The following is a 23,807-nucleotide window of genomic DNA, read 5'->3' as shown; positions in this document are numbered from 1 at the left end:
CATATTTCTATTTAACGTTCGATAATGCCACAGCAGTTCATACTGTAACACCTCTTAGACACTAGTATATTTTAAGTTGAAAGAATAAACAATCTATTTTTCAGCTTTTGAACTATTTTCTTTTACCACGGAGGAGGAATAAATACATGTTAAAAAGAATACATGATTTTAATGATATTATCAGAAAGCTACGCAAAGACTTATTCGGGAAGGGACCTGAAAGAATCCACACGGTTTTTGTTGATAATATGATTATTTCAACACTCTACGGGAACTTGACTCCAACTGAAAAATTTATTGCCAGTACACCAGAAGGAAAAGAAATGATCCATGCTGCAAGAACTAGAATGATTCAAGATGTCTATCAAAAAGCACCACCCGATGGCATGGAAGAACTCGTCGGGGCTAAATTTGTCCACCTTTTCTCGGACATCAAATTGGAAGAGGACATTGCAATTTCCGTATTTCTTTTCGACCGGCAAATTGAACACAAGGGGGGAAAGTAGATGGAACAAGATAAGAAACGGACTGTTTTTCGATACTCAAACGGATATTTCTCGAAAAAGGAAGACCAAATTGTAGTCGAACACCCCGTCACTATCAAAATCAATGACCAAGAATTTGCAACAATCGTTTGCTCGCCTGAGTACATCGAAGACATGGCGGTCGGTTTTTTGGCATCTGAAGGTGTCATCCCAAAGTATGAAGATATCAAAGACATTTCTCTACAGGAAGAATTGGGTATTGTCCATATCAAAACGGACAAGATGTATCCTTTTTACGAAAAATTGCTGAACAAACGCTACATCACCTCCTGTTGCGGCATGAGCCGACAAGGTTTTGTGTTTGCTAACGATGCATTAACAGTGAAAAGAATGACAGGAACCCATGTAACGCTTACCCCGGAAGATTGCTTTTTTCTGATGGAGCAAATGGATCAATCAGCAGACATGTTTCATAAAACTGGAGGTGTCCATAATGCAGCACTCTGTGATCCTACTGGCATTGTGCTGTCAAGGATGGATATTGGCAGACATAATGCTTTAGATAAAATTTACGGTCATTGTTTAAGAAATACTATTTCAGTAAAAGACAAAATAATTGTGTTTAGTGGCCGTATCTCATCGGAGATTTTATTGAAAGTGGCAAAAATCGGCTGTGAAATTATACTTTCAAAATCAGCCCCTACTGAATTGGCATTGACACTCGCAGAAGAACTCGGAATTACTACAGTCGGATTTATACGGCAAAATTCATTCAATCTGTACACTCACCCGGATCGGATCATTATCGAAGAAAACAACAATATTTTTCAACACTAAAAAACATTCGTGACAAAATTGGCAATGAATGCTAAGATGACTGAAATGTCTAACATTAACACATTATACATCTTTCATGTAAATAAAAGGCTATTTAAATATAGGGGCTCAGCTGCTCGAAATTACCTTTGGGGATTACAGGTTTATATCTGTTTAATTTCATATTTTCATAAAGGGGGAAAAGGTTTGAAGGGGAATAAAACGAAGAACAGGTGGTTGATTGCCGCATCCGCAGTTGGTATTCATATTTCTATCGGCTCCGTATATGCTTGGAGCAATTTTACAAATCCATTAATCGATCAGTTTGGTTGGTCCACAAGTCAAGTACAACTCACATTCAGTATCGCCATTCTATTTTTGGGGCTGTCTGCAGCATTTCTTGGTCACTTCGTGGAGAAATATGGGCCAAGGAAAGCGGGAATCATGGCAGCTATTTGTTTTGGCTCGGGTGTAATTGGTTCCGGGTTTGCTGTAAGCGCTTCCTCGCTTCCATTACTATATTTATTTTATGGGGTACTGGGTGGGATTGGGCTTGGCGTTGGTTACATTGCGCCAGTTTCCACTCTTGTAAAATGGTTCCCTGACCGCCGTGGACTTGCGACCGGTCTTGCCATTATGGGATTCGGTTTTGCTGCAGCTATTAGTAGCCCAATTATGGAAGCGCTTATTACTTCTGTTGGGCTAAAAAACACATTCTTTATTTTGGGTGTTTCTTACTTTTTAGTTATGATTTTATCCTCTTTATATCTTGAAAAGCCTGAAGAAGGCTGGGCACCCGCTGGATTTATTGAAAAAGTTAAAGCAGGAAAAATCGAACAAAAGAGAGACTTGGCACAATTGACAGCGAATGAAGCAGTGAAAACCAAACGTTTTTACTATTTATGGCTAATGCTCTTTATTAATGTCACATGTGGCATTGGTATATTATCAGCCGCAAAACCACTCGCAATTGACAGTATCGGTATGACAACTATACAGGCTGCAGCACTCGTCGGGGTCCTCGGTATCTTTAATGGAGCCGGCAGACTTGGCTGGGCGGCTACTTCTGATTATATAGGTAGACAAAACACATATACCACATTTTTTGTAATCCAAATCTTTTTGTTTGCACTATTGCCTTTCACAACAAATGCACTGCTATTTCAAATTATGCTCGCAGTCATTTACACATGCTATGGCGGTGGTTTCGCATCCATTCCCGCATACATTGCCGACATTTTCGGAACGAAACAGCTTGGTGCAATCCACGGTTATATACTAACTGCTTGGTCGGCAGCTGGTCTTGCTGGGCCTATGTTCGCTGCATGGATGAAAGATATGACGGGTAGTTACGAAAGCAGCTTGCTCTATTTCGCTGGTTTGTTTGTAGTTGCATTCGTTATTTCCATATTAATCAGAGTTGATATTAGAAAAGTTCAAGTGGAAGGCGAAAAACGCGCACTTAAGCCCTTAGAAAAAGTTGTAAGTGGATGATTATCACTGCCACAAGTAATCTCGATAACATGGATAGCCACCTCAAATTCTAAATGCTTAAGCAGCTAATCCATCTCTACCTGACAAAACAAGATTAATTATAACTTCATTTTTTCTTATATAAAAAGAAGCTCATCTGCATGCAAATGAGCTTCTTTTTATATAGATGACAACTTCTCATACTTTCGGCCGTCATTCAATTATGTCATTACTGCAATTTAATTTCCTTCAAGTTTTTGATATCCCTCTTCAATCGCTGTAAATAGAGCTGTTCCAGCCTTCAATCCAGTAAATGCTTCAATTGCATGACGAACACCTTGTCGTTGAATTGTTTCTTGAATGAGCTTTGCTTCGGGATCTTCCAAATAATCATAACGCAATGCTGCTGCAATTCCCATCGCCAAGAAAGTCGGTGTCTCGTCAAACAACTCCACGTATTGAGTTGCCGGGCCAACCAGCCGATCATTGAATTTGAGTTTACGTAAAGGTGAGCGACCCACTCGTGTTACATCATCAGATATAAAGGGATTTGCAAACCGCCCCATAATTTTTTGTATATAATCGCCATGCTCTTGCTCATTAAATTGATATTTAGCAATGAGTAATTTACCGGTTTCTTGCAAGACATTCTCAGTCATAGTCTTGATTTCTTCACTCGCAAGCGCTTCGTCCATTCTCCTGATACCTGCCAAATAACCAAAGTAAGCAACGGCAGCATGGCCTGTATTCACCGTATATAATTTCCTTTCAATGTATGGTTCCAAATCTTTAACGAATGTAATGCCTTTAACAGGCGGATTTTCACCAATGATCTCCGATTCCTCAACTACCCATTCATAAAATGGCTCCACTTGAACCGCTGTCTTGTCTTCATTTATCTGGTTCGGGACAATCCGATCTACCGCTGCATTCGGAAAGCTAAAACAGTTATCGAATTGGGATTTTTCGTCTTCAGTTAACTTTTCATATACTTTTTCTTTAAGAAAAGCACTTCCACCAATCATATTTTCACAAGCGATGATTGTTAACGGTTGTCCCGTTTGAATGAGACGCTCCTTAAGTCCATCAGCAAGTAATCCCGCGATAAAGGGCAATACATTCGGCCCAACCGCCGCTGTTACAAGATCGGCTTTGGCAATTGTTTCGATTACTAATTCCGGATTCGTCGCACTATTAATAGCCCGAACATTTTTCACAAGTAGTCCTTCGTGAGCTTCATTTGCAAGTTCAACACGGTATTGTTTTTTTTCGTTTATCAAATTAACAAGCTCGCTGTTCACATCTACAAAGCATGTTTCAAATCCGGATTGATACAATAAGTTTCCAATGAAACCTCTTCCTATATTTCCAGCGCCAAAATGAACAGCGATCATGTTAGTTCACTCCTTCAAAGAAGGATAAGACTTCATCTTTAGATGATGCATACACAATTGCTTCTACATTTTCTTCATCAGAAACTACGATTGCAATATTCGACAGGATTTCTAAATGCTCATCCCCTTTTCCAGCAATCCCAAAGATCAATTTCACGATATTCCCATCTCCGAAATCCACACCCCCAGGCACTTGAATAATCGCAATACCTGACTCCTTCACTTCTTGTTTTGCATCGTCTGTACCATGTGGAATGGCTACAAAATTGCCCATGTACGTAGATGTCATTTCTTCACGTTGAAGCATTTTTTCTATATAACTTGACTGAACATAGCCTCTGTCAAAAAGGATTTTCCCTGTTAAGCGGATTGCTTCTTCTTTTGTTGCCAGTACTTGATTCAACACAATGTTTTCGATTGATAAAATTGGTAATGTCATTATAAAAACTCCTCTAGTCAATTTATTTTTTCATCTATGAACTGCTCAAATTTATGTGCCAAATAAGAATGGATAAGCGTCCCCTGATTGGATTCAAACAATTCGACACTTTTTTCGTTTTCGATAATTAGTGCACTAATGAAACTCAGTACTTCTAAACCCTGCTTATGGTATTGATGGGGGGCTAACAACAGTAATAAATGCTTGACTTCGCTATCAGTTCCGTCCATTGCTGTCATAACGATTGGGTCTTTGAGTGTTTGAATCGTAAAAGAAGGCTTTAGAACTTGTTCATGACGGGTGTGAAATAAAGCGAGCTTTGTTTCAGGTATTCCTATCCCACCAAGAGCTTCTCTTGCAAATAGAGCATTTGCTACAATTTCATCATCTTTTATAATTTTTTGTTTTTCCAATTGATGGCATGCTACCCGTATACACTTTTTTATCGACATATATTCATTTTGTGATGAATGCTGAAAACCCGATAATAACTCGGCTACAGTTTCCGTGTATAATTGGATATTTTTCATTCTGTTAATTATTTCATCAACGCTTGAACGAACGCGATTTAACAAGGCAACCGGTTTTTTTATCAGCATCTGCCTTCTTGCATACAGCTGAACTTGCTTAATTTCTTCTTGTGTCATAAACGGACTGACGATCATATATTCCTTAGTAAAATCTTGTAAGTAAATAGTGGAAATAATTAAGTCTCTATCTGAGATTTGAAGTTCATTCAATTCAAATAGAGATACATTCACTACTTCTGCAATTTCTGGTATTACCCGTTGAAGTCGCGATACAAGCATTTTCGATGTTCCAATGCCACTAGAACAAACAATATAGGCTTTTAAGTCCTTTTCGCCCCTCAAGCCAAGTAAAACAGATCCGAAGTGCATAACTAAGTAACCTGTCTCTTCATCGGGAACTCGTAATTCTGGAAATACTTCTCCTACTGCATCCTTAACTAGTTGAAACAGTTCTTCATAGTCTTTACGAATATTTTTCAACAATGGATTGGTGATACCCATATTCTGTCGAATTCGATAAATCGCAGGCTTCAAATGTGTAACAAGACCTTCTAAGAGGGGCGCGTTATCCTTCAAATCTTCACCCGTAGCATCTTCCATGTACTGAATCAGTTTCTTCGCTTGCATGAACGTTTCCAAATTGGAAGCTTCAAGTAATTGTCCTTCATTATGACGAAGCTTAGCTCCTTGAAGATGCATCGTAATATATCCAATCTCAGCATTAGGGATATCAATCTGGAAACGGGTCGCTAATTTAGTGATAATTTCGTGTGCAATATGGTATTCCGGTTCCTTTGTTAACTGCTCCAAATATATCGTATCCATCTGAATGTTTTCACCTAACATAATACGTTCAATTGCCAAAGTTAAATGAACGATGAGTCCGACATAAGCATTGTCCGTAATTGGAAATGGGAGTACTCGATTTAATTGTTGCATGACATCTTCAATAACAAGTAATTTTTTCCTATCAACAAGATGTAATAACCGTTTGGATATAGAACTTTCGTGATTCCCAGACTTCTTCTGGATACGTTCTTTAATAAATGAAAACAACTCGTCTTCTTTTAAAGTCTTGGCAATCACGTAACTCATTGCTCTTCGTTTTGCTTTTTCGGATCCGCTTATTTTAATTCCATACCCTCTTTTTTTCACTATTAAAAGTTGAAAGGGTTTTAATTGTTCTTCTAGCTTTAGTAAATCTGAACTAATCGTTGCAATCGCCACTCCTAGTTCATTGGCGAGCGCAAACAGCTTCACAGGTTCTGTTGATTCATATAATGTGCAAAGAATCATTGTTCGCCTTTCGTCCAATGTATACTCGCGAGAGGAGAAAGTGTTTAGCTTTTTTTTTAATATTTCCTTATTTGTTTCTTCCCCTAGAATCTGAATGCCAACCCCAGTTTTCCTTATAAGTTCAAGGTTGTATGGACGCAATAACTTTTCTATCGTATTCAAATCGCGGTGAATGGTCCGAGGGCTGACTGCTATTTTCTCCGATAACTCTTTAATTGTTACTTCTTCACTTCTGTTGATCAATTCATCCAAGATAACTTTTTCCCGAGCTGAAATATCCACGTTAAACACCCCACTGAAATGCTCTATAATCATTGGTAAAACTCAGCCTAATTTCTTTCGAATTAGACTGAGTTTAAGTGTACACTCATTACTTTTTCAGTTTTTCAAGAAGTTCATCGTATCTCGGACTATTTAAAAAGTTTTCGACAGAAATATGATATGCGTTTGGTGATTTTGCTTTCGCACGTTCAGTTAAATCTTTATGAGTGATTACTACTTCCGCATCAGGCGGTAAGTTACTGATAGCCATATTCGAAACCGCAACATCAATATCAGCTTTTTTCACTTTATTCCTCAAAATTGATGCACCCATTGCGCTGGAACCCATGCCTGCATCACATGCAAAAATAATACTTTCGACATTTGCAAATGACACTTCTTGAACAGCTTCTTCAGCAATCGATTGTTGCATAAAGTCTGCTGCACGGCTCTCTTTACCTTTTAACGCAGACGTTTTTTCCGTAGCTTTTAACAAGTCATCCTCTTCAGTTTCCTTGCCTGTTTTTAAGATGATCGATGCTACAATGAATGACACAACTGTTGCAAAGAGCACGCCCGCGATAACAGCTACAAAGCCACCTTTTGGCGTCATGGCAAGGATGGCAAAAATACTACCTGGCGATGCCGTGGCAACCAAGCCGCCTCCCAATAATTGAAATGTAAATACGCCCGTAGCGCCTCCTGCAATGGCAGCAACCAATAGCAATGGTCTCATTAAAATGTAAGGGAAATAAATTTCATGAATCCCCCCGAGGAAATGAATGATCCCTGCCCCTGATGCCGTTTGCTTCGCCATCCCTTTACCAAAAATCATATACGCAAGTAATATCCCGAGACCGGGTCCTGGATTGGCCTCTAATAGAAAGAGAATCGATTTACCTGTTTGTGTAGCTTGCTCAAGCCCAATCGGACTTAACACACCATGGTTAATAGCATTATTTAAAAACAACACTTTTGCTGGCTCTATCAATATGCTAGCAATTGGCAATAAATTCGCATCGACAATCGCTTGCACACCTGCTCCAAGAGCTTTATTCAACGCCTCTACAACTGGGCCAATTCCTTTAAAAGCAACTAAAGCTAAAATGAAGCCAATAATGCCTGATGAAAAGTTATTGACAAGCATTTCAAAACCTGATTTTATTTTTCCTTCAACTAATTTATCAAATTGTTTAATGGACCATCCACCTAAAGGTCCTACAATCATTGCACCGAGGAACATTGGAGCATCTGGTGCTCCAACAATAACCCCCATTGTGACAATTGCCCCAACGACTCCCCCACGAATATCATGGACAAGACGGCCACCTGTAAAACCGATTAAAATTGGTAATAAGTAATAAATCATAGGATCTACCAGTTCACTAAAGCTTGCGTTCGGAATCCAACCCGTCGGAATAAATAATGCTGTAATAATCCCCCAAGCAATAAATGCACCGATATTCGGCATGATCATCCCACTTAAAAAACTTCCAAAACGTTGGACTTTCATTTTGAATCCTGAATTTGTTTGCTGTTCATTTTCCATAAACATACACTCCCTTCCTTTTTTATAAAGCGACAACTGTTTGATTACTACCAATAATAAAGCGTTTACATTCGTTAAGCAATTGAATGTAAACGCTATTTTGTCACTTCTATTGTTGCCATGTGTGTGCTTGATGGAACTAAGTATACACGTAGCTCTGCTTTATTGTCAGAATTAACAGTTTTCTATCTAGTTAATGGTCAACGCATATCTATCTGCTGATAAATCGTAATTAATTCTCCGGATATTGTGTTTGCAAAAACGTAACCGATTGAGTAATTAACTCTTTTAATACGTTCGTATCGATATCATCGACTTTATTAATGTACACACATGCTTTGCCAGAAGTGTGTTTTCCAAATGTCGCCAACAATGCATCACGTTCGCTATCTCCGGGTGCAAAATACAAACTAGTTTTTGCTTTTCGCGGAGAGAAACCTGCCAAAGGTGCGTCACCTTCGTGGCCCGTTTTGTATACATAATGATACGATCCAAAACCAATAATGCTTGGTCCCCACATTTTTGCTTCAAAGCCAGTCGTCTCTTTAAATATATCAAGTAGCGAGTAAGCATCTGCACGTTTTTTCGGATTTTCTACATTCTCAATAAATTCAATAACATCATTGTCTGTTGCCTTCATTTTTTGTTCGTACATATTTTATACCCCCTCTCTTCTATCACTCTACGAACTCGTCTAGACATTTTTTACATATGCATGATTTTCTCAATTGATCGTAAGGTACTAGGTCGAAAATTGCTTTCGGAAAGAACTCTCCACTACACCAACATATACCTAGAGATTTTTCTGTGGAATTACAGCAATTATTATTGCCTTTACAAATAGGACATTGGTAACTTTCTGCTGTATTGAATGCTTGGACCATCGTTTTACCTCCCTTATTTACACAGATTATTTCAGAGCTCATTATACATATCTCACACATTTAAACGGTCATAGGACTAAACGATTAGTATTGCTTACACATCAGAAGAAATTTTTGATTAATTAATATGAAGATATACGAGCAGTTGATTTCATTTCACTTTTCCTTAAATAATTTAAGTGATGAATTTCTACTCTATAAATTAAACTTTTTATATGTTTCTGTAAAAAAGGTTTAACTTTTCCGTTGTAATCCTCAAGTGATTTGCATACATAGTCTTCGTCCATAGAAACAGTAAAACTACATGTGATCACTACAGATTGTTCTTCCTCAGTAGTTGAATACCACTCGGTTATTTCAATAATTTTCATACTTACAAATTTGTTTTTCATATATGTTTTTGTTTTTGGTAATTTACTGTTGGACAGAAAAGATACAATTCCTTTTACATAAATCATTCTATTTACCTCCTAATTAAGCTGGGAAAATAGATTTCTATATAGCTAGTGAAATCCTTAATATATTGATTCAGATATTGGTAAGATACACGCCATACTCCCCCTGCTTATGCAAATGCTTTGCATGTATTGTATCACAATAAGAACATCGGTTTCATTATTTTTCGTCGATTAATTCACGCTAACAACAAGGGAGCTTGGTTCTCTAAGTCAAAATCTAACTTTGCAACATAACTGAGCAAAGCATCGTCCAATTAGGAAGAACTACAAGAAACGAGTGGATGATATGAAAAAGAAAATAGTCATAGCTGGTGGAACGGGTTTTATAGGTCAATACTTTGAAGAGAAGTTTACGAATATAGGCTATGAAGTAATTATCATTTCAAGACAACCCCATCATCTTTTTTGGACGGATAGCCTAGGCATTGTAGATGCCTTAGAAGGTGCCGAGATGCTCATCAATCTTGCTGGGAAGTCCGTCAACTGCCGTTATAATGAGAAGAATAAAAAAGAAATCCTAGACTCCAGAACTGGGACCACAGAAATACTTGGAAGTGCTCTGCTAGCCTGTAAAAACCCACCGCCATTATGGATCAATTCAAGCTCGGCTACGATTTATCGACATGCGGAGGATCGACCTATGACGGAGGCTAGTGGCGATATTGGAACCGGATTCTCCGTAGAAGTAGCACAAGCTTGGGAGAAATCCCTATTTGATTTTCAGCTACCCCAAACAAGGAAAGTCGCTTTAAGAATTGCTATTGTCCTCGGTGAGGATGGTGGAGTGATGGAGCCCTACCTCAACCTCGTGCGCTTTGGGCTCGGCGGAGTACAAGGAACAGGTAATCAAATGTTTAGTTGGATTCATATAGAAGATGTGTTTCGAGTCATCTTATTTCTTCAAAGCAACGAACAATTGAATGGCATATTCAATTGTTCAGCCCCCCAGCCGATCACGAATCGAGTATTCATGACACAACTGCGAAAAACGATGAACCGAAAGATCGGATTACCCTCGCCAAAATGGATGCTCGAAATGGGAGCCATCTTTATGAACACTGAAACGGAATTGATTTTAAAAAGCCGTTGGGTTGTTCCTGATCGATTAGAAATGGAAGGTTTTCAGTTTACATTTGGTACAATCGGGGAGGCACTTCAACAAATACTAAAAACTTCTAATAAGATACAATGATTAATATGGACATAAAAACGGTTCAAGGAATAATACCCTTGAACCGTTTTTCATCATAATGTATTGGGTTTCAATTCCACTGTACATATTCCTCAATTCATCTAAAAAGCTGGTCGCCTATCGTATTTCCGCTTCAACTCGTCAGTGACTGGGACAGCACCATTTTGACCACATGCTCGTTGATAATGTCCTATAATTTCACTCCGCTGTTGATAGGCTTTTCGACTATATATGTTGAACAAATGAATACGGCGTATACGCTTTACAAAGGCTTTTGGGTGGCCACTGAAAAAGCCCCACTACATAGAGCAAATTAGAATTCCTGCCAATACCGCTTCGACGCTTTGTGGATGCCTCCCGCGATAAGCCAGAAAGAAGACCCCTTTCAGTCTCATCGCTCCGGCTACCACGAAGACGCACCTTCGCTGGATGGACTATGTGAGAAAGAGCATTTCGTTACCGGAATGAGACCTGCAATCTCTAGTGCGTCTTTCTTGAATTAAATCACCATCAAAAAATAATCACATTATAACCTCGGCATATACACTCCGAATCATAACTCTCTTCAACAATGAACAACGCTAGCGTAGGCGCGGCAAAGGGGTAGCCGAAGCCGTGAGACTAGATGCGAGGCGTCAAGCGTTCTACATACCCCGAATCACACCTCTCTCATTATTGAGCGCCACAGTAAATTCAATGGGATTCTTTAATTCAACATATTTAGTTGCAATTTGCATTTTTTTCGAATGAAACCCTTCTCTACTCTCTTTTAAACTAGTATTTGCAACAATCTTGTTTGCGTTAGATTCTGTCACTTGACACCTATTTCACTTTATCGCCCTTTAGGTTTATTTATCATCTTTTTTATAATTCGAATCTGACCTCGATGATTTAGTTCGTCTTCAAACACATGAAACCATTTAAAATAATTGTTCGTGGGTAGTCCATCCCAAAATGACATTTGTTCAAATAACCATTCATCTTTCAATGTTTTAAACGTTTCAATTGTTTTGTTCCTTGTTTCAGCTAATTGTTCCAAATAGAAATCAATGCTATTTCCTTTAATTTGATCTCGCGCACTATTCCCTAAATCTAATCCTGGATTTAGCGTACTACTATCATCATCTGTAATATCTCGATTTTCGAACGTGAAGATTTGGTATGCCTTTTCAACCGATATCATATGAGCAAGCAACATTCCGATTGAATTCGATTCTTCTCCATAAAGAAAATCCAATTCTTCAACTGTTAAACTTTCGATTTCACGAATCGTTGTAACTCTAGTATAATCCATCATAGAAACCAGTTTACTGAACTCTAGACTTAACCCCTCTTTTTGATCAATTAAAAATATCGTATTATTCTCCAAAAGTAGTTCACTCCCGAAAGTATTATTTAAATGACAACTGCCGAAACTAACTAGGAAATTGAATCGGTATATCAGCTTGAATGAGATTGAATCTCTACTGATACACTTTGCTTGGTGGTTAATTCCCTGCTACACTAACTATCTAATGAAGCAATTCGATAATGAATTGGACATCGTTACGATTTTCTTCTCTTCAATTATGATAGAAAATAAGAACTTAGGCTCGATGGATCTTTTTAGTCGCCAAGCCGAAAAATATTGTCCAATATTTCAGACATCATTATCTTAACATATATAGGAGATATAGTGATACATACCTTACCCTAGATCAGCATCTGCGACGATTGAACACTAGTCGTGATAAAGTATTAATTGAACGAATAGGGCTTTTCTCAGCTGTTATCCCACCTAGAATGTTCGTACTGTAATTTTTTAAATGGGGCTCATATCCCCCTTTGCAGCGAGATGAAAGATTTTATTAAGAAGAGGTGCAATAATGATGAATATATTTACACAACACAACCCGACGAAGTTATATTTTGGTAGGGGGCAAATTAGTCAATTATCAACAGAAGTTGCTCATAAGAAAGTCCTTCTAGTTTATGGTGGAGGCAGTATTAAGCAAAATGGTGTCTATGAAGATGTGATGAAAGAACTCACTAAAGCAGAAGCTACGGTATTTGAATTACCTGGTGTGGAACAAAATCCACGTTTAACAACGGTGCATAGAGGCGTTGAAATTTGCAAATCAGAGGAAATCGATATTCTTTTAGCCGTCGGTGGCGGAAGTGCAATTGATTGTACGAAAGCTATTGCTGTTGGAGCTAAGTATGATGGAGATGTTTGGGATTTAATTACCCGAAAAGCTCCGATAACATCAGCTCTCCCAATCGGAACTGTCCTTACATTAGCGGCAACTGGCTCTGAAATGAATCCGATATCTGTTATTTCAAACTGGGACACAAAGGATAAACTTGGTTGGGGTTCGCCACATGTATTCCCGCAGTTTTCAATCCTGGATCCGACTTATACGTACTCGGTGTCCCGTAAACAAACAGTATATGGAATTGTCGATAGTATGTCTCATGCTCTTGAAAGTTATTTCCATCGTACAAGAAACACGCCTATGATCGATGGATTCATTGAATCACTACTCCGAACAGCGATTCGAACTGCACCAAAATTACTTGAAGACTTAACTTCTTATGAACATCGTGAGACGATGATGTATATTAGTACAACTGCATTTAATGAAACATTGTCGAATGGAACAGATGGCGGTGACTGGGGGTCTCATCGAATAGAACATGCACTTTCGGCTGTTTATGACATACCACACGGTGGAGGACTGGCCATATTGTTCCCAAACTGGTTAGAGCATGTACTTGAAGATGATCCATCCCGAGTAAAAATGTTGGCAATGAACGTTTTTGGTATTTCTGATAAAGGCAAGAGTGATATTGAAGTCGCAAAAGAAGGAGCGAAAGCGCTTCGTACATTCTGGGATTCTCTCGATGCTCCCAATCGTTTGAGCGACTATGGGATTGACGACAAAGATATTGAATTAATTATCGATAAAACTTTTATCAAACCTGGGGTTGGCCTTTACGAAGAATTAGATCGAGAAAGTGTCAGAGATATTTTAATTCGTTCCATGTAAGGTTGCAGGTCAATACATCAAATAGAAAGCCATAGAAAAGAAACCACTTTTGAAATAAAGTGGTTTTTTCTTTGTCTTATAACTGAACACTAACACCTGACTATATGCTATTTTAGGGACTCTGAAAGCCAGACCGTAATTTAACAAATTCGAATAACAAAGGCACATTACTATATTTTTGCAATGAAGCCGTCCTTTCAGAAATCTTTTCCCAGCTTTCCTTATAAGAATCTGCACCATTTACCAATGGCATAGATCCCTGTAAAAAGTCTTCAATTGGTATCTCCAACTGCTCAATAAACCGTTCTACTTCTGGAAATTTCCTATCCTTTTCTGGATTGGGTTCTTTGAATAGAACATGTTCCAAATTTCTTGAAAAGTAATACATACGGTAGTCGATTTCACCAGCAATTATCTTATCCAATGCCTTCATTATATTGATATTTGTACTTCTATCCATATTTCTAGCTGCTATTTGTTGCTTTTGTTTTTCATGCGGAACAGTTATTCGATCCTCGTGGTAAAGCGTTAATTCTTTTTGGGTGTCATCAATAACAATCGCATCTTCAGGGATGAAACAGCCATCCATATCAATAATATGCAATACACAGAATACATCTTCAGGACGAAATTTACTTTTTATCATAAATTCATTTACTGCATTTCCAATCACAGACTTGATAGGTTCTTCCGGCCTGTCCAAGTCATATAAAATATCGCCGTGCTGAATATGGAAACGTATATTATGCTGCTCGAAAAGACTGCGTAACCGATTGTATAGCAATACCTCTTCGCAGCTTCCCTCGACAAGTAATAACACGACCTTCTTTTTAGTATTTGTCATGTATAATCCCAGCTTTTCGGAATGCCGTTTTAATATCATATAAATTCGTTTCTGCATAGACTTCTTCGTCTTGACCGCCCAGTTGCACTGCACGTAGATAGATATCCCGTGCATTGCTTAGCCTTTCAACACCTTTTAATTGTTGGTATCTATCCTCTTCGTTAAGAGTCGTAAACCATAAGTTTCGAATTGGAAGCACTTCTAATATTCTTAAATTATGAGAAGTGAAAAAAAGTTGACCTTGTGCATTTTCGTTCAGAACTACTAATATTTCGCCAAGTAAGTATTCAAAAATCCCTGCATCGAGCTCATCAATTACAACACAAGCGTTCGGATTATTATAAACTGCAATAAGAGTACTTAAGATAGAAATAATTTTCAATGTACCTTCCGATTCACTTCGTAAAGGAAGTTCAATCTCCCCTTGTTTTGATAAAAACTCAAAGCGAACCCCTTCACTGCCATCACTCAACTTCTGCTTATTGATCTGCCTTATCTTTATTAGTAGGCCTGGGATAATGGTCTGCAAGACAATATTCGTCTGACTAACCACTTGGTCAATCGTTTTAAATAAGTCCAGTGGTAACACCATTGTGTCCGCCATCTCATAGGGTATATGTCCACGCTTTCTTTCCAAATGAACACTAAAAGGCATAACAAGATTGGCAACTAATAAACCATATTGAATCGTATCAATGATGTGTAAATCACGATTAAGGTCATCTGAAAGACTTTTCATGATTTCAATTTCAGTTTCTTCTAAATGCTCTTCATATACTTCCTTTAACTCTTCTCGAAATACAAAAGAAGTTGAGTTACTAGTGGCCATTCTATTGGCTACTATGACTGAGACCCTTGCAGATTCATTCATTTCATGTGATTCATTAGCTCCTATCGTTAATCCTTTAACAGTTTTCGAAATTAGAACTTTGAATGGCTCATTTTCCTTATTTTCTCGATATACTACTTGTTCTTCGACAACTTGATACCTTCCTTTTCCCGCCGTCAAAGAGACTGAATAGTTAACGTAGAATTCACCGAATTGATTTTCAATAATAAATTGAAACAATAAACGAATAGTCTTTTCATTAAAATATAGCAAATTAGATGTGAGCTTGGGAAGTGGAGCATTATAATTGGCTGATAATAAAGTCTTTAACAGATTGAACGCTTCCACTGCCGCAGTTTTCCCAGAACCATTTTGACCATAAAACCCTATGACATCAGCTTTCTCCGATGTATTGAAAGTTGAATTTGTGTGAAACTCACCATTTTTAACGTTTTTCAAATTAGTTATTTCTACTTTGGTTACCCTGACAATACTTTTCATGGAGGTCCTCCTATGAATTCTACATAAAATGAAGATATTCATTTACTTTCAATGATAAATACATTTAAAGAGTAAATTATTAAATGCGTTTATCGGCGGTGAAAATGTAATTTACTTATCAATATGCTCTTACTTGTCATAAGTTATTCAGGCTAGCAATTGGAAGCTGTAGTGAAATTAGGGTGTATTGACTGAGTAGCTTTACACAGACGTCTACCTAAAACTAATTTTCAATGCTTTAGAAATATTTACGTTATATTTAAGACAACACAAAAATGCCTACCGAAACGATAGGCATTTTAACATACGTTTTATCTTTGAAAAGTCTCGCCGTTGATTATGACTTGTGTGGCACGGAATGGGATATTTACATTCATTGAGAAATACGGCTCCAAAATGCTATAAAATGACTCCCATTGACTATCTACTTCATCATATTTACCATTAAGCTCCAAGTCAATTATGCCAGTATAAATTTTTTGTAGTTTGGAAAGATTTTCCTTAGATACTTCGAAATCATAATAAGCCATTTGTTCATCAAATGTGGGCATTGGATTGGCAGCGCGATAATACGGTCGCATCACGGAGTCAAATGCCTCCCATTTATCCATCGCCAGTTGATCGTCTCCATCACTACTAGCCTGGCGAGCATCCTCATATAATTTCTTTATCACCGGAAAATCTGTTTTGGAAATAGTCGTACCTAAATCTATAATATACTCTTCAAATGTGGGCTCTACATAATAAGTATTGACAATTTCAAAAAACTGATCTAATTTAACGCCAGATTCTATCTCCGCCCCACTTTTTGCAAGTGAAACCCATTGATAATATAGTTCTTCCATTTGCAGCAGGTCATTAGCCGTAAATGGATATTCAAACATACTTATATAGACGTCAAATGCTTCAGGCTCCCAATTTGCAAGATAATATGGATTGGTTATTCGATTAATTTGCACCCATAGTTCTCCTGCCTCCTCCCATAACTCATCCTTTTCTAAAGTCATTACCTCATTGTAAAGAAGTTCAAGCTTTTTAATTTCATCTTTTGTCACCCCGAGCGGTAGATTTTTAACAAAGTAGTCAAAGCTATAAAAATCCGCAATGCTTTCCAGGACTTCTCCTTCGATTTGCACCAAAGCTCCAACTGAGAAATTCATCGCCTGGATTTTCTCCTCAGTAAAAGTATGCAATCCTACATGGTAGCGTTCACCGCTATCACCTTTAACGATTATTTCATTACCCCAATTTTCAACGACTGTCCCTTTGACAATCTGTCCAATTTGAAAGTGTGATCCAGCTTGTTCCACCGCTGCGAAAGTATAAGATGGCATCACTCCGCCAATCCCAAGTGCTAATGCTATAGAAAGGACCAACATTCTCTTCTTTTCTCTGCTCATATCTCATTCCCCTTTTACTAAATAATTGTGTAAGAAAAATACGCTTGGACTATATTCATTCTTCCATCTAAATGTCATTGAACCATTCATTATATGTTCTGACTTAATAAATGATGACAAACAAATAAAAGAAAAAACGTTGTATTCTTTCCTTTGCTATAATGAACTATAATGAAATGTATTTAATAGTTAGGGTGTGCGTGCATGAATTCGAATGAAAAACAACCGCCTGATTTAAAAGACGTTGATTCAAATGAGGAAATTGATGATGAAGAGCTACAAGCACTGGTATTAGAAGCACAACAGGAGGTCCTTTATAGAGAGGCGCAAGAAAAAACAACCCCCAAAACGAAACGCCCATTTCCAAAATGGCTATTTTGGCTTATCTCCATTGTGATGGTTTTCAACACATTTGCGATCATTTTTGAAGTGTATTCAATCCCAGCCATTGAATTCTTACAAACTTCCTCAAAATTATCGAAGCAAGAAAACATTGGTACCTATAAGAAATCTGTTGTTGTTATTCAATCCGCTGAAAGCAAAGGCACAGGTTTCTCCATTTCGAGTGACGGAACTATTCTAACAAACTATCATGTTGTCAAAGGAATCGACACTGTAAATGTCTTTTTCCCAGAAGAAGGACGTTTTACGGCAGAAGTTGTACATACCTATCCATCAGTCGATCTTGCTGTATTAAAAGTCAATGGACAAGACCTACCCCATTTAGAACTCGCTGAAAAAACGACTTTTACAGCTAATGAAGCCATAAACTTTATTGGTAATCCTTTAAGTTTTAAGGGCATTGCAAATGAAGGTACGATAATTGATTATATCCAGCTACCAGATTGGGATGTACCTGTCGTTATGATGAAGGCACCGGTTTATCGAGGTAATAGCGGTAGCCCCGTATTTAATAGCAAGGGGCTGGTGATTGGCATTGTTTTCGCCACGTTAGATCATGAAACGCATGGAAAAGTCGGTTTATTTGTTCCGGTAGATGAGTTTTATGATCGACAATAAGTAGTGTTTGTAGATAAGATGTTAAATAGATATATAGGTGGTGTTTGGCAACCATTTTCAACATCAAAGAATCCAAATACAAAGCCACTAAAGGAAAATTAATCCCCTTAGTGGCTTTACTTTTTAATCTTATTTAATTCGTAATTCTGATTCGCTATCGAAAAAGTGTGCTTTATTAAGGTCAAATGCTAAGTCGATTGTTTCTCCAGCCACAACATTGAAACGCGCATCTACACGTGCAACAAAATCTTGGTCATTTACCTTAGAATAAAGAATTATCTCGGCACCCATTAATTCAGCAACTTCAATCGAAGCCCTGATTTTTGTTTCAGGAGAAAAATCAAGGAATAACGGTTCATCATGAATATCTTCTGGACGAACTCCTAGAATGATATCTTTACCAATATAGTTTTGCTCGCGAAGATATTTCATTTTACCCTCGGGTACCAGAACCTTTACATCTCCCATGACAAAATGATTCTCTTCTAGTTTACCGTTTAAGAAGTTCATTGCTGGAGAACCAATAAAACCACCAACAAAAACATTGTTAGGTTCATCGTAAACTTCTTTAGGGGCTCCTACTTGCTGAATAAATCCATCCTTCATTACTACGAGGCGCGTGGCCATTGTCATCGCTTCCGTTTGGTCATGGGTTACATAAACAGTTGTTGTTTGCAGGCGCCTGTGCAACTTTTGAATCTCCGCACGCATTTGTACGCGTAACTTAGCATCTAAGTTAGATAATGGCTCATCCATTAAGAATACTTCGGCATCACGTACAATAGCACGTCCTAAAGCAACACGTTGACGCTGTCCACCTGAAAGTGCCTTTGGTTTACGATTTAAGAGGTCCTCAAGTCCCAAAATTTTAGCCGCATTATCAACACGTTTTTTTATTTCATCTTTTTTAAATTTACGTAGCTTCAAACCAAATGCCATATTATTGTAAACGTCCATATGTGGATATAATGCATAGTTTTGGAAAACCATAGCAATGTCACGATCTTTTGGTGGGACATCGTTCACTCTTTTACCACCGATGAAAAGATCGCCTCCTGATATTTCTTCCAAACCAGCAATCATTCTAAGTGTTGTTGATTTTCCACAACCTGATGGACCAACTAATACTAAAAATTCTTTATCTCTAATTTCCAAACTAAAATCTTTAACAGAAACAACATCTTTATCATATACTTTTCTTATATTTACCAATTTCAAGTCTGCCATTTTATTCCCTCCAGTGTATGTAAGTGCTTTCATCTACTATTAATAGAATAGAATATTTACACTATTTAAGTAATGGTGAATATGCACAAAGATCTGGACACTCTTCGTGCATATTTACTATGAACGAAGTTTCCTAACAAATGGAGTTACTTTCTTGCTAAAAGGGCCAGGTAAACTGTCATTGCATGATGAAATTGTCGGACATCAATCCCCGTCTTTTCAAAAAAACGATCCAACCGATATTGTAGGCTATTTCGGTGCATATGTAATACTTTTGCAGTCTCCGATATATTTAAATTACATTGAAGAAACGTTTCAATCATTTTCAGTGTTTCTTCATCGTTTATGTATTCTTGTAAAATAGTTTTGCCAATATCGGAACGTAAATCTGATTCTGTTTGATTGATAAGTAGATAGGGCACAGCATCAATATACGTTACTACTGTCTTATTCGTATATATAAATACTTTCTTAGCCGCATTTATTAATGAGTGATAATACTGAGCGATGTCCTCCAAACCGTCTTTATAAGATCCTATAAAGAAGTTGATTTTCACATATAAATCGCTCATGAGTATATCTTTAATCTCTTCAAAAGAGATGCTATCTTCATAGACTGTCTGTTCTTCTATGATAATCCCTTCATGTCCATTTTCCCATAGAATAGGAACTGGATTTGCAAATAGTTCATGAATGGCATCTTTAAATATAATTGGGTCAATTTGATTTTTTTTGATTGAAAAGTAAATAAAGCGATAGGGATTTTTAATTTCAAAGTTAGAATTTACTTCAGTCGAATGAACTGTGTTTCTCCACTTTTGTTCTTCAGCGGTAGGTAATGGTAAGTTTATATTATATGGTAATAAGAAAGTAGTTAATAATGATAAATCTTTGGAAGTTAATTCTTCTTCACTAATACCAATAATTTCATTGTCGTCTGTCACAAACCACTTATATGTACGGTCTAGGTTATCCTTTCTCTCAGAATATACAAGAAGTGAAGAATAAATTTTACGTAATTGATTGATCATCAAAGCACCTCTTTACCTTTTTCGAAAAACATTTTCACTTTAGATTATTATGTCAAAATTAATAGTACCACATTAATACTTACATACGCCTTGCAATTAGATGATTCCGTTTTTGCAACTACACATAAACATAAATATGATGCAGTTCCAGTAAAACAAAGTAATGTAAAAATGCCTAAGGAATTTTCCCTTTGGCATTTTTGTGATAACCAATGTATTAGTAAAAGTTTCTGCTGAAACAAGCATAGACGCTTTTTACAGCCTCATTACAAACTCAATACGCCCCTCTAATTTCCCGTTGCACTTCATCCTTGTAAAATTTCGCCAATTTGGTCATTTCCTTTTCCGTAAAACTTTCTACGTTTACAGTTTGCAAGTTATCTTCTACTTGAGCAACGCTTTTAAATCCAGGTATTACACAAGAAATTGCATCGTTTTCTAAAATCCACTTGAGTGCTGCCCGTGTCATATTCCCTCTATTTTCAGCTATCCAAGTAAGTTTGTCACTTAACTCTATACCCTTTGCAAATTCTACCCCTGCAAATGTTTCTCCAATATTAAATGCTTCTCCATCTCGATTAAAATTACGATGATCATCTGTTTCAAACTGTGAATTGGCTCTAAACTTCCCTGTTAATAACCCACTTGCTAGTGGAACTCGCGCGAGAATACCAACCCCCTGTTCCTTTGCTTGCGGAAATAGTGCTTCTAACGGCTTTTGACGAAATAGGTTAAATATGACTTGCAATGCACTAACATTAGGTTGCTCCAAGCAAAATAAACCCTCTTCAACAGTTTCAACACTAACACCATAATAGCGAATTTTCCCCTGTTCTTTCAAACGATCAAGTACTTCAAACACTTGACCATTCTTTAAAATCTCCATTGGTGGACAATTAATTTGAAACAAATCAAGTTGATCGCGATTAAGTCGTCTTAAGCTGTCTTCACAATACTTTGTAACACTTTCCATTGAGTATGTTTTAGGGTCATGTACATCCCCTGCTCGACAGAATTTAGTTGCTATATGAATTTCAGATTGTTTTCCTTTGGTTGCTTTCGCTAATAGTTCCTCACTATGGCCATCTCCATAAACATCTGCCGTATCGAAAAAGTTTACACCTTTTCCTATTGCGTGGTCTAAAGCTTTCAATGCTTCTAGATCATTCGTTCTTCCCCAAGCTCCGCCAATTGCCCAAGTACCAAAGCTGAGCTCACTTACCTTTAAATCTGTATTGCCAATTTGACGATAATTCATTTTTCCTCACTCCACTTATCCAAGTATTTTTTAACAAAGCCTATAACAACAGATTTGAAATACAAGAACAATAGCTTTAATACGTATACTAATGAATAAAAGCCGTTTTGGCACTCACGATAATATTAATTATTCACTCTTTTACGAACAAATCATATCCATTTCATTTCAGCAAAACTTCGGTGAACATGCTTCAAACTGTATATAATAGTTCTATCCTATTTGGATTCACTTGTTCTTGTTAGATCTCATTAGTGACTTTTATGTCAGAATTTCACACTTAGCTGTTATGTTCGTCATTAACTTCTTCACCGTTATGCAGAATAGTTACTAGTATTTCTATAAATAAGAGTCCCAACTAACTAGTTGAGACTCTTATTTAAAAGGACTACCTACGGAATTCTAAAAGCCTTCGATTAATATCTTTTGTTTGACCGTAAATATCCTGATAAATAGCGAACATCTTTTTATATTTTTCCACATTAGTTTTATTGGGATGAAATCGTTTATCTTCCTTCAAGAACTCATTCGCGCAATCCTTCAATGAATCAAACCATGAACATCCATAAGCTGCTAAAATGGCTGCCCCCATACCTGGTCCTTGTTCGCTTTTAAGTCTAACAATATCAGCATCGAAAATATCAGCCTGCATCTGAAGCCAATCTTCATTTTTCGCACCACCGCCAATTGATATGACCGTATCGATTTGTTTGCCCTTTTGACGAAAAATATCAATAGTTTCATTTAGCGAAAATGTAATCCCTTCAAGAATTGCTCGAACAAAATCTTTTCTGTGATGAGAACTGTCCATTCCAATAAAACTTGCACGAATTGCAGCATCTGCATGTGGTGTTCTTTCACCCACCAAATAAGGAGTAAATACCAGTCCATTAGATCCAACAGGGACAGAGCCAACATCGGCTAGTAAATCATCGAAAGATTCGTCCCCCGCAAAAACATCTTTAAACCAAGTTAAGCTATAACCCGCAGCCAGAGTAACACCCATTGAGTAAAATGCGTCGGGAGCACCATGATTAAAGTAATGAACCTTTCCTTGGAAATCTTTATCAGGACTTGCTTCATAAGACAAAACGACACCAGATGTCCCAATACTACAAAGTGTTTTTCCATCCTCTAAAATCCCTGAACCAATAGCACCACAAGCATTATCAGCACCACCTGCAAATACACGTGTAGAGTTGGCAAGACCAGTAGATTCTGCAAATACAGATGTTATCTTACCTACTTCCTGATAGGAGTGAACTAATGGTGGACAAAGACTGGTATCAATATCTAGTAATTCACAGAGTTCTGTACTCCATTCCTTTTTACTGACATCCAAAAGAAGTGTTCCAGCTGCATCAGAGTACTCCATTTGTAATTTACCTGTAAGCTTGTAACGCAAGTAATCTTTTGGAAGAACAAACGTCTTAACCTTACTAAATAACTCTCGCTCATGTTCTTTAACCCATACTATTTTTGGTAAAGTGAATCCTTCTAATGCGTGGTTTTTTGTTATAGATAACAAACGCTTTTCTCCAACGACTTCATAAATTCGCTTGCACTCCGCTGTTGTCCTTGTATCATTCCAGAGAATCGCATGACGTAATACTTCATTATTTTCATCTAACAAAACAAGTCCATGCATTTGCCCAGAAAAACTAATGCCTTCAATATCTTCTGGATCCCCATCGAAATCCTTCAAAAGATCAAGTAGACCCGATACAGTCTGATCAACCCAATCTTTAGGGTTTTGCTCACTATATCCCGTTTTCTCTTGAATTAGTGGGTAAGATTTCGATACCTCTTGAACAACAGCGCCATGTTGATTGACGAGTAAAATTTTAACAGCACTTGTTCCTAAATCTATACCTATTACATACTTCATAGC

Annotated in this window: 21 protein-coding genes; 6 read left to right on the top strand and 15 right to left on the bottom strand. The window is 37.4% G+C overall.

Annotation, left to right across the window (positions count from 1 at the left end; translation table 11 throughout):
• Positions 1-146 precede the first annotated feature (146 nt).
• The 3 genes from AZE41_RS10175 to AZE41_RS10165 all read left to right on the top strand — a co-directional run bounded on the left by AZE41_RS10175 (position 147) and on the right by AZE41_RS10165 (position 2,795).
• On the top strand, positions 147-506 hold the full coding sequence (locus AZE41_RS10175) for a Na-translocating system protein MpsC family protein (protein ID WP_067208827.1): 360 nt from the start codon (positions 147-149) through the stop codon (positions 504-506).
• Positions 507-1,322: a formate dehydrogenase accessory sulfurtransferase FdhD gene (fdhD, locus tag AZE41_RS10170; RefSeq protein WP_067208825.1), complete on the top strand. Its 816-nt coding sequence runs from the start codon at positions 507-509 to the stop codon at positions 1,320-1,322. It begins immediately after the preceding gene.
• Between the two features lie 186 nt (positions 1,323-1,508).
• A complete protein-coding gene (locus tag AZE41_RS10165) occupies positions 1,509-2,795 on the top strand; it encodes an L-lactate MFS transporter (RefSeq protein WP_067208822.1) in 1,287 nt (428 codons plus the stop codon).
• Positions 2,796-3,013: 218 nt separating this feature from the next.
• Here AZE41_RS10165 and AZE41_RS10160 read toward each other — a convergent pair whose 3' ends face one another.
• The 7 genes from AZE41_RS10160 to AZE41_RS10130 form a co-directional block, all read right to left on the bottom strand.
• The gene (locus AZE41_RS10160) at positions 3,014-4,168 is read right to left on the bottom strand and encodes a mannitol-1-phosphate 5-dehydrogenase (protein WP_067208820.1); all 1,155 of its coding nucleotides are present in this window, start codon (positions 4,166-4,168) and stop codon (positions 3,014-3,016) included.
• Between the two features lies 1 nt (position 4,169).
• Positions 4,170-4,607 carry a PTS mannitol transporter subunit IIA gene (locus AZE41_RS10155; RefSeq protein WP_067208818.1) on the bottom strand — a complete coding sequence of 146 codons (438 nt, stop codon included), beginning with the start codon at positions 4,605-4,607 and terminating at the stop codon, positions 4,170-4,172.
• Positions 4,608-4,624: 17 nt separating this feature from the next.
• Positions 4,625-6,715, bottom strand: a complete 2,091-nt coding sequence (locus AZE41_RS10150; protein ID WP_067208815.1) for a BglG family transcription antiterminator — start codon at positions 6,713-6,715, stop codon at positions 4,625-4,627.
• A gap of 88 nt (positions 6,716-6,803) precedes the next feature.
• A complete protein-coding gene (locus AZE41_RS10145; RefSeq protein WP_067213927.1) occupies positions 6,804-8,243 on the bottom strand; it encodes a PTS mannitol transporter subunit IIBC in 1,440 nt (479 codons plus the stop codon).
• A gap of 232 nt (positions 8,244-8,475) precedes the next feature.
• Entirely contained in the window at positions 8,476-8,898 is a 423-nt protein-coding gene (locus tag AZE41_RS10140) for a DUF1801 domain-containing protein (RefSeq protein WP_067208812.1), read from the bottom strand.
• Between the two features lie 22 nt (positions 8,899-8,920).
• Entirely contained in the window at positions 8,921-9,127 is a 207-nt protein-coding gene (locus AZE41_RS10135) for a cysteine-rich CWC family protein (protein WP_067208809.1), read from the bottom strand.
• A 122-nt stretch (positions 9,128-9,249) separates the two neighbouring features.
• On the bottom strand, positions 9,250-9,585 hold the full coding sequence (locus AZE41_RS10130; protein WP_067208807.1) for a hypothetical protein: 336 nt from the start codon (positions 9,583-9,585) through the stop codon (positions 9,250-9,252).
• 286 nt (positions 9,586-9,871) lie between these two features.
• Here AZE41_RS10130 and AZE41_RS10125 point away from each other — a divergent pair, with 286 nt between their 5' ends.
• Entirely contained in the window at positions 9,872-10,777 is a 906-nt protein-coding gene (locus AZE41_RS10125; protein WP_067208805.1) for a TIGR01777 family oxidoreductase, read from the top strand.
• 832 nt (positions 10,778-11,609) lie between these two features.
• On the opposite strand, the gene AZE41_RS10120 is transcribed toward AZE41_RS10125, so the two are convergent.
• Positions 11,610-12,074: a DinB family protein gene (locus AZE41_RS10120; RefSeq protein WP_067213926.1), complete on the bottom strand. Its 465-nt coding sequence runs from the start codon at positions 12,072-12,074 to the stop codon at positions 11,610-11,612.
• Between the two features lie 571 nt (positions 12,075-12,645).
• Between AZE41_RS10120 and AZE41_RS10115 the strand changes: the two genes are divergently transcribed.
• Positions 12,646-13,806, top strand: coding sequence for an iron-containing alcohol dehydrogenase (locus tag AZE41_RS10115; protein ID WP_067213925.1), 1,161 nt, complete (start codon positions 12,646-12,648; stop codon positions 13,804-13,806).
• 112 nt (positions 13,807-13,918) lie between these two features.
• On the opposite strand, the gene AZE41_RS10110 is transcribed toward AZE41_RS10115, so the two are convergent.
• The 3 genes from AZE41_RS10110 to AZE41_RS10100 form a co-directional block, all read right to left on the bottom strand.
• Positions 13,919-14,650: a hypothetical protein gene (locus AZE41_RS10110; protein ID WP_067208802.1), complete on the bottom strand. Its 732-nt coding sequence runs from the start codon at positions 14,648-14,650 to the stop codon at positions 13,919-13,921.
• On the bottom strand, positions 14,637-15,980 hold the full coding sequence (locus AZE41_RS10105; protein WP_067208800.1) for an AAA family ATPase: 1,344 nt from the start codon (positions 15,978-15,980) through the stop codon (positions 14,637-14,639). The genes AZE41_RS10110 and AZE41_RS10105 overlap by 14 nt, the downstream gene beginning before the upstream one ends.
• A gap of 311 nt (positions 15,981-16,291) precedes the next feature.
• Positions 16,292-17,380 (bottom strand): hypothetical protein, encoded by a 1,089-nt coding sequence (locus tag AZE41_RS10100; protein WP_067208797.1) that lies wholly within the window; start codon positions 17,378-17,380, stop codon positions 16,292-16,294.
• Positions 17,381-17,584: 204 nt separating this feature from the next.
• Here AZE41_RS10100 and AZE41_RS10095 point away from each other — a divergent pair, with 204 nt between their 5' ends.
• A complete protein-coding gene (locus tag AZE41_RS10095; RefSeq protein WP_067208795.1) occupies positions 17,585-18,400 on the top strand; it encodes a S1C family serine protease in 816 nt (271 codons plus the stop codon).
• A 129-nt stretch (positions 18,401-18,529) separates the two neighbouring features.
• Here the strand turns inward: AZE41_RS10095 and AZE41_RS10090 are convergent, their stop codons facing one another.
• The 4 genes from AZE41_RS10090 to xylB form a co-directional block, all read right to left on the bottom strand.
• Positions 18,530-19,627 carry an ABC transporter ATP-binding protein gene (locus AZE41_RS10090; protein ID WP_067208792.1) on the bottom strand — a complete coding sequence of 366 codons (1,098 nt, stop codon included), beginning with the start codon at positions 19,625-19,627 and terminating at the stop codon, positions 18,530-18,532.
• A 146-nt stretch (positions 19,628-19,773) separates the two neighbouring features.
• The gene (locus tag AZE41_RS10085) at positions 19,774-20,658 is read right to left on the bottom strand and encodes a PucR family transcriptional regulator (RefSeq protein ID WP_067208789.1); all 885 of its coding nucleotides are present in this window, start codon (positions 20,656-20,658) and stop codon (positions 19,774-19,776) included.
• Between the two features lie 274 nt (positions 20,659-20,932).
• Complete coding sequence (locus AZE41_RS10080; protein ID WP_067208787.1) at positions 20,933-21,916, bottom strand: aldo/keto reductase; 984 nt, start codon at positions 21,914-21,916, stop codon at positions 20,933-20,935.
• A gap of 388 nt (positions 21,917-22,304) precedes the next feature.
• Complete coding sequence (xylB, locus tag AZE41_RS10075) at positions 22,305-23,804, bottom strand: xylulokinase (protein WP_067208785.1); 1,500 nt, start codon at positions 23,802-23,804, stop codon at positions 22,305-22,307.
• Between the last annotated feature and the right edge of the window lie 3 nt (positions 23,805-23,807).

Origin of the sequence: Sporosarcina psychrophila, assembly GCF_001590685.1 — a bacterium.
GTDB lineage: Bacteria > Bacillota > Bacilli > Bacillales_A > Planococcaceae > Sporosarcina > Sporosarcina psychrophila.
The sequence above is the reverse complement of the archived record's forward strand: the minus strand, read 5'-3'. Positions and strand labels throughout refer to the sequence as shown.

Coding starts and splice junctions, on each gene's coding strand:
- AZE41_RS10140 (WP_067208812.1), bottom strand. CDS start 8,898: ATGTACGAACAAAAAATGAAGGCAACAGACAATGATGTTATTGAATTT.
- AZE41_RS10130 (WP_067208807.1), bottom strand. CDS start 9,585: ATGATTTATGTAAAAGGAATTGTATCTTTTCTGTCCAACAGTAAATTA.
- AZE41_RS10100 (WP_067208797.1), bottom strand. CDS start 17,380: ATGAGCAGAGAAAAGAAGAGAATGTTGGTCCTTTCTATAGCATTAGCA.
- AZE41_RS10085 (WP_067208789.1), bottom strand. CDS start 20,658: ATGATCAATCAATTACGTAAAATTTATTCTTCACTTCTTGTATATTCT.
- AZE41_RS10145 (WP_067213927.1), bottom strand. CDS start 8,243: ATGGAAAATGAACAGCAAACAAATTCAGGATTCAAAATGAAAGTCCAA.
- AZE41_RS10090 (WP_067208792.1), bottom strand. CDS start 19,627: ATGGCAGACTTGAAATTGGTAAATATAAGAAAAGTATATGATAAAGAT.
- AZE41_RS10095 (WP_067208795.1), top strand. CDS start 17,585: ATGAATTCGAATGAAAAACAACCGCCTGATTTAAAAGACGTTGATTCA.
- AZE41_RS10125 (WP_067208805.1), top strand. CDS start 9,872: ATGAAAAAGAAAATAGTCATAGCTGGTGGAACGGGTTTTATAGGTCAA.
- AZE41_RS10135 (WP_067208809.1), bottom strand. CDS start 9,127: ATGGTCCAAGCATTCAATACAGCAGAAAGTTACCAATGTCCTATTTGT.
- AZE41_RS10120 (WP_067213926.1), bottom strand. CDS start 12,074: ATGATGGATTATACTAGAGTTACAACGATTCGTGAAATCGAAAGTTTA.
- xylB (WP_067208785.1), bottom strand. CDS start 23,804: ATGAAGTATGTAATAGGTATAGATTTAGGAACAAGTGCTGTTAAAATT.
- AZE41_RS10080 (WP_067208787.1), bottom strand. CDS start 21,916: ATGAATTATCGTCAAATTGGCAATACAGATTTAAAGGTAAGTGAGCTC.
- AZE41_RS10105 (WP_067208800.1), bottom strand. CDS start 15,980: ATGAAAAGTATTGTCAGGGTAACCAAAGTAGAAATAACTAATTTGAAA.
- AZE41_RS10175 (WP_067208827.1), top strand. CDS start 147: ATGTTAAAAAGAATACATGATTTTAATGATATTATCAGAAAGCTACGC.
- AZE41_RS10160 (WP_067208820.1), bottom strand. CDS start 4,168: ATGATCGCTGTTCATTTTGGCGCTGGAAATATAGGAAGAGGTTTCATT.
- AZE41_RS10155 (WP_067208818.1), bottom strand. CDS start 4,607: ATGACATTACCAATTTTATCAATCGAAAACATTGTGTTGAATCAAGTA.
- fdhD (WP_067208825.1), top strand. CDS start 507: ATGGAACAAGATAAGAAACGGACTGTTTTTCGATACTCAAACGGATAT.
- AZE41_RS10110 (WP_067208802.1), bottom strand. CDS start 14,650: ATGACAAATACTAAAAAGAAGGTCGTGTTATTACTTGTCGAGGGAAGC.
- AZE41_RS10115 (WP_067213925.1), top strand. CDS start 12,646: ATGAATATATTTACACAACACAACCCGACGAAGTTATATTTTGGTAGG.